Origin of the sequence: Mycobacterium sp. E2733 (assembly GCF_001667585.1) — a bacterium.
Taxonomy (GTDB): Bacteria; Actinomycetota; Actinomycetes; order Mycobacteriales; family Mycobacteriaceae; genus Mycobacterium.
Window position 1 is genome coordinate 1 of the sequence record NZ_LZJZ01000073.1, and the last position, 5,628, is coordinate 5,628.

Genomic DNA, 5,628 nt, shown 5'->3' on the forward strand with positions numbered 1-5,628 from the left:
GGTGTTCTGCGTCTTCGCGACGCTGCAGGCGGCGATCGCGACCATCATCGTGCGGCTGGGCAAGGGCGGCCCGACGGTGCGGGCGGGGGGCCGGGTGGAGCGGCGACGGGCGGGCCTCCCGGTGCGGCGGACCACGCCGTCCCGCCCGGGTGAGCGGCGGCCGGAATGCCCATCGACTCGGTTTGCGGTGGCCGCCCGACCATCCCCTGGTGCCGCCCGACCTCGAACAGCAGCTGCGGCCCGTCCGGGTTTCCGATGTTGAGGCATTGACCGTCGTGGATCTCGACCACCGGCACCCGCCGGCCGTTCACGAAAGTGCCGTTGAGCGAACCGTTGTCGATCGCCAGCCACCGGCCCTGGTCGTAGCGCAGTAACAGATGCGCGCGAGAGATCAACGGGTGGGTGATGCGCATGTCGGCGCGCAGGTCGCGCCCCACCACCACGTCGTGACCGGCGGCAAAAGTGCGTTCTGACCCGTCAAAGCGAACCGTCAAGACGGGCGGGGCTGCTGAACTCATCGGTTCAACTCTATCTTGTGGACCCAAGGCTAACCTGAGGCCCGAATATGCGTTGAGGGCCCGCTGTCAGTGGGCTAGGTCCGATTGCCCCCTTCCTCCTCGCGCCCCAGGGGGCGCGCATCGTCAGTGGGCTAGGTCCGATTGCCGCCTTCCTCCTCGCGCCCCAGGGGGCGCGCTGCGTCAGTGGGCTAGGTCCGATTGCCCGTCAAAACATCCGGCGCACCCGTGACCACGCAACGCGTCCGGGTGTAGATCGTGGGCATGCACCGGTTGCAATGCGTGCACGCCGAACGCACGCTGTGTTGGTCGCCGTCGGCGGCGATCCGATTGATCAGGTCCGGTTCGGCCAGCAGCGCCCGGGCCATCGCGACGAATTCGAAGCCCTCGGCCATCGCCAGGTCCATCGTTTCCCGGTTGGTGATGCCACCGAGCAGGATCAGCGGCATCGTCAGCTCGGCGCGGAACAGCTTGGCGTCGCGCAACAGATAGGCCTCGCGGTAGGGATACTCGCGCAGGAACTTCTTGCCCGTCATGCGCATGCCCCAATTCAGCGGCGGTTTGAACGCGCCGGCGAACTCCTTGAGCGGCGCGTCGCCGCGGAACAGGTACATCGGGTTGACCAGCGAGCTGCCCGCGGTGAGTTCGATGGCGTCCAGGCCGCCGTCGTCCTGCAGCCACTTCGCCGTGGTCAGCGACTCGTCGGTGCTGATGCCGCCGCGGACGCCGTCGGCCATATTCAGCTTCGCGGTGACCGCGATGGGCGTGCCCTCCTTTTCCACGGCGCGGCGAACGGCCATGACGATGCCGCGGGCCACCTTCGCCCGGTTCTCCAGCGACCCGCCGAACTCGTCGTCGCGGCGGTTGATCAACGGAGACAGAAATGAGCTCGCCAAGTAGTTATGGCCCAAGTGGATTTCGACCGCGTCGAACCCGGCCTCGATGGCCAGGCGGGCCGCGTTGGCGTGCCCCTCTATGACGTCCTTGATGTCGTCGCGGGTCGCCTTCTTGGCGAACCGCATTCCGATGGGATTGAAGAACCGCACGGGCGCCAGCGCCTTGGCCTTATTGGATTTGGCGTTGGCGACCGGGCCGGCGTGGCCGATCTGCGCGCTGACCGCCGCGCCCTCGGCGTGGATCGCGTCGGTGAGCCGGCGAAAACCGGGCACCGCCTCCGGCCGCATCCAGATCCCGTTGCCCTCCGTGCGGCCGCCGGGGGAGACGGCGCAGTAGGCGACGGTCGTCATGCCGACGCCGCCGGCCGCGGGCAGCCGGTGGTATTCGATCAGGTCGTCGGTCACCAGGGTGTCGGGCGTTCGGGCCTCGAATGTCGCCGACTTGATGGTGCGATTGCGCAGCGTGATCGGGCCAAGCTTGGCGGGGCTGAACACGTCCGGAGGGGTAGACATATCGGGAGCTTAATGGCGACCGCAAGCGCGGCGAAGCCGGGCGCGTCGGGTCGCCATCATTGGGCACCGTGGCGACCGCAAGCGCGGCGAAGCCGGGCGCGGCGGGTCGCCATTGTCGACGTCTGCCAGACTGTCAGGCGTGGGCGCAATCACACTGGACGGCAAGGCCACCCGTGATGAGATCTTCGTCGACCTCAAACAACGCGTGGCCGCACTGACGGCGTCGGGTCGCACCCCCGGACTGGGCACCATCCTGGTCGGTGACGATCCTGGGTCGCAGGCCTACGTCCGGGGCAAGCATGCGGACTGCGCCAAGGTCGGCATCACGTCGATCCGCCGCGACCTGCCGGCCGACATCAGCACGGCGACGCTGGAAGACACCATCGACGAGCTGAACGCCAACCCAGACTGCACCGGCTATATCGTGCAGCTGCCGCTGCCCAAGCACCTGGACGAGAACGCGGCGCTGGAGCGTGTCGACCCGAACAAGGACGCGGACGGACTGCACCCGACGAACCTGGGCCGGCTGGTGCTCAGCGTCCCGGCGCCGCTGCCGTGTACCGCGCGCGGGATCGTGCACCTGCTGCGGCGCTACGGCGTCGAGATCGCGGGGGCCCACGTGGTCATCATCGGCCGCGGCGTGACGGTCGGTCGCCCGTTGGGGCTGCTGCTGACCCGCCGTTCCGAGAACGCCACGGTGACGTTGTGCCACACCGGAACTCGCGATCTGGCCGCGTACACCAGGCAGGCGGACATCGTGGTGGCCGCCGTCGGGGTGCCGCACATGCTGAAAGCCGACATGGTGCGTCCGGGTGCCGCGGTCGTCGACGTGGGCGTCAGCCGGACCGACGACGGACTGGTCGGCGATGTACACCCCGATGTCTGGGAGGTCGCCGGCCACGTGTCGCCGAATCCCGGTGGAGTCGGCCCGTTGACCCGGGCGTTCCTGCTGAGCAACGTGGTCGAACTGGCCGAGCGCAAATGAGCGCGAGGTCCGTCGTCAGGGCCCAGTGGCCAATCCTGCTGGTCGGCTTGACTTTCGCCACGGCGCTCGCGCTGGTGGGGGCCAGCTTCTGGCGGCGCGGTTCGCTGCTGATCGGTATCGGTGTCGGTCTGGCGGCGGCGCTGCGACTAGTGCTGTCCGATGATCGGTCCGGTCTTTTGGCGGTGCGCAGCAAGGGAATTGACTTCATCACCACCGCAGTGGTCGCGGGAGCAATGGTCTACATCGCGTGGACCATCGATCCGCTGGGCACCCGCTAGAAACCCGGCACCGCCGGGATCTGCCCCGGTATCCCGGGCATCTGCCCAGCCATTCCCGGTATCTGCCCGGGCATTCCGGGCGTTCCGGGCATCTGCGGCACCACGCCGGACAGATTGCCGCTGGCCAGGTTCGCCATCTGCTCGGGACAGTAGGTCTGTATCGCGATGGTGGTGAACATGCGCGCCATCATGGGGGACATGCCCCGGCCGGACACGCTGGACGCGGCCGCGGCGAAGTTACCCCCCGGCTGGGCGAGCATCGGGCAAATGGACTGACCGACCGACATCGCGTTTCCGGGTTCGCCGAAGTCGATTCCGGCGTGATTGAGCGCGTCGATGAAGTTGTCGTCGGGGTTGTCCGCCCCAGCCGGCGCGGCGAACGCCGACGCCGCGGTGAGCAGTCCGGCGACTGCGGCCAGCAGGCGAACGGTCAGGGGCTGGTTCCGAAATAACCAGATCCAGTCATGCGTTCGCGCCAGTGCCTTCATGCAGCCTCCCCCTCAATCGTGGAGTGCGCCGAGGGCACTCGAATCACGTTAGGAACTCTGAGCTATCACGGTCACGTTTGCGACACGGTGGGGTAAAGGTTCGCACAAAAAGGCGTTTCGTGAGGTCGCCGCGGCTCAAACGTCGATTATTGGGGTGCGTACGCCGTCAAGGCCCTCGGCGGATCGAGGCCACACTGTGATCTGACACGGCCGTAAGCTCCGGGATTTTCGGTGAAAAATGTTTAAGGATCTCCGCACATGACGACGAATCGCAGCCGTCCGGCCGACTCCTGGTTGCAGAGGGACATCTCGCGCCAGACCTTTCTTCGCGGCGCCGTCGGAATGCTGGCTACCGGCGCGGTTTTGCGCACAGCGCGGGCGGCCGCGGATCCCGTTGTCGGATGGGGCGGGCTGGCCTCCTCCATCAGCGGCACCGTTGTCCTGCCGACCAACGCCACTCAATTCTCAACCAGTAAAAAGGTTTTCAACTCATTCTATGACAACTCCAGTCCCGCTGCTGTCGTGACGGTTTCGTCGCAGGCGGACGTGCAGAAGGCGGTCGCGTTCGCGACCGCCAACAACCTCAAGGTCGCCCCGCGCGGCGGCGGGCATTCATACGTCGGTGCGTCGAGCGCCGACGGCACGTTGGTACTGGACCTGCGTGGGCTTCCGGGTGGCGCCAACTTCGACGGCAACAATGTCACCGTCACCCCGGCCACCACCCTGTACGCGATCCATCAGGCATTGGCCGGCGCCGGTCGGGCGATACCCGGCGGTACGTGCCCGACCGTCGGCGTCGCGGGACTCGCGCTGGGCGGTGGGATAGGGCCCGACACCCGGCACGCGGGCCTGACCTGTGACGCGCTGCAGTCGGCTACGGTCGTGTTGCCCAGCGGCGACGTGGTGACCGCCTCCGCCAACGACAACCCGGATCTGTTTTGGGCGCTGCGCGGCGGTGGTGGCGGCAATTTCGGGGTGACGACGTCGATGACGTTCTCGACCTTCGCGACGGCCGACAGCGACGTCGTGCGGCTCGATTTCCCGCCCGCGTCGGCCACCCAGGTGCTCGTCGGGTGGCAGTCCTGGCTCAGTTCAGCCGATCGAAACACTTGGGGCATAGTCGATCTCATGGTCGGCTCCGCGCCGAATTGCCATGTGCTCGCCACCTGCCCGGCGGGCGCGGGGTCGGGAGTGGTCGACGCGATCAAGTCCGCGGTTGGGGTGGCGCCCAGTTCGGTTTCGAACAAGTCGATGAACCGCACGGACCTGTTGATGTTCCTGGCCGGCGGCAGCGCCAATCCTCCGGCGCGCTCCTTCGTGGCCGGTTCCGACGTCATCGGCCCGGTGGATTCTGCTGCGGCCCATGCCATTGCCACCGCGATAGGGCAGTGGCCGTCGGGCGCCGGGCAGGCATCGGTCCTCGTCGACCCGCTCGGTGGCGCCGCTGCGGACGTGGCCGCGGGTGAGACGGCGTTCCCGTGGCGCAATCAGTCGGCAGTGTTGCAGTGGTACGTCGAACCCTCCAGCAGCCAGGTCAGCGCCGCGAACAGCTGGCTGAGTTCCGCGCACCAAGCCGTGCAACAGATTTCGGTCGGCGGATATGTCAACTATCTGGAGGCCAATGCCGCGCCGGCACGCTACTTCGGCTCGAACCTGTCGCGGCTGACGACCGTGCGGCAGAAGTACGATCCGAATCGCGTCATGTTCTCGGGGCTGAATTTCTGACGAAAGATTCTGCGCGAGTGTGCATCTGTGGCGATTTTCAGGGCATTTTTGTCGGTGGGGGTGGCTAGTTTGGGGGTGTGAGTCCAGGTAGTCATCCCGACGTCGAGGTGGTGTTCGACGATCTTGATGCAGCCTTGGCTCGTGCCCGCGCCGTTGCCGGTGGAGGCGTTGACTGTCCGGCAGCAGCTGGTGATGTTGGAGCGCTGTGAGAGGGCGCGCCGGCAGCTG

At 67.1% G+C, this 5,628-nt stretch carries 5 protein-coding genes and 1 pseudogene; 3 read left to right on the forward strand and 3 right to left on the reverse strand.

Annotated features, from left to right (window positions below; all coding sequences use genetic code 11):
- Window positions 1-161: 161 nt before the first annotated feature.
- Both A5678_RS12740 and A5678_RS12745 read right to left on the reverse strand, forming a co-directional pair.
- Window positions 162-518, reverse strand: a pseudogene (locus A5678_RS12740) (FHA domain-containing protein); the annotation flags it as partial.
- Window positions 519-706: 188 nt separating this feature from the next.
- Window positions 707-1,924 carry an NADH:flavin oxidoreductase gene (locus tag A5678_RS12745; RefSeq protein WP_068042809.1) on the reverse strand — a complete coding sequence of 406 codons (1,218 nt, stop codon included), beginning with the start codon at window positions 1,922-1,924 and terminating at the stop codon, window positions 707-709.
- A 139-nt stretch (window positions 1,925-2,063) separates the two neighbouring features.
- Between A5678_RS12745 and A5678_RS12750 the strand changes: the two genes are divergently transcribed.
- Both A5678_RS12750 and A5678_RS12755 read left to right on the forward strand, forming a co-directional pair.
- Window positions 2,064-2,909 (forward strand): bifunctional methylenetetrahydrofolate dehydrogenase/methenyltetrahydrofolate cyclohydrolase, encoded by an 846-nt coding sequence (locus A5678_RS12750; protein WP_068042811.1) that lies wholly within the window; start codon window positions 2,064-2,066, stop codon window positions 2,907-2,909.
- Complete coding sequence (locus tag A5678_RS12755; RefSeq protein WP_068042813.1) at window positions 2,906-3,187, forward strand: DUF3017 domain-containing protein; 282 nt, start codon at window positions 2,906-2,908, stop codon at window positions 3,185-3,187. Before A5678_RS12750 ends, A5678_RS12755 begins: the two co-directional genes overlap by 4 nt.
- Here the strand turns inward: A5678_RS12755 and A5678_RS12760 are convergent.
- Entirely contained in the window at window positions 3,184-3,675 is a 492-nt protein-coding gene (locus A5678_RS12760; RefSeq protein ID WP_068042815.1) for a DUF732 domain-containing protein, read from the reverse strand. The genes A5678_RS12755 and A5678_RS12760 overlap by 4 nt on opposite strands.
- 294 nt (window positions 3,676-3,969) lie before the next feature.
- Here A5678_RS12760 and A5678_RS12765 point away from each other — a divergent pair, with 294 nt between their 5' ends.
- The gene (locus A5678_RS12765; RefSeq protein WP_068042818.1) at window positions 3,970-5,400 is read left to right on the forward strand and encodes an FAD-binding oxidoreductase; all 1,431 of its coding nucleotides are present in this window, start codon (window positions 3,970-3,972) and stop codon (window positions 5,398-5,400) included.
- Window positions 5,401-5,628 lie beyond the last annotated feature (228 nt).

Coding starts and splice junctions, on each gene's coding strand:
- A5678_RS12745 (WP_068042809.1), bottom strand. CDS start 1,924: ATGTCTACCCCTCCGGACGTGTTCAGCCCCGCCAAGCTTGGCCCGATC.
- A5678_RS12755 (WP_068042813.1), top strand. CDS start 2,906: ATGAGCGCGAGGTCCGTCGTCAGGGCCCAGTGGCCAATCCTGCTGGTC.
- A5678_RS12760 (WP_068042815.1), bottom strand. CDS start 3,675: ATGAAGGCACTGGCGCGAACGCATGACTGGATCTGGTTATTTCGGAAC.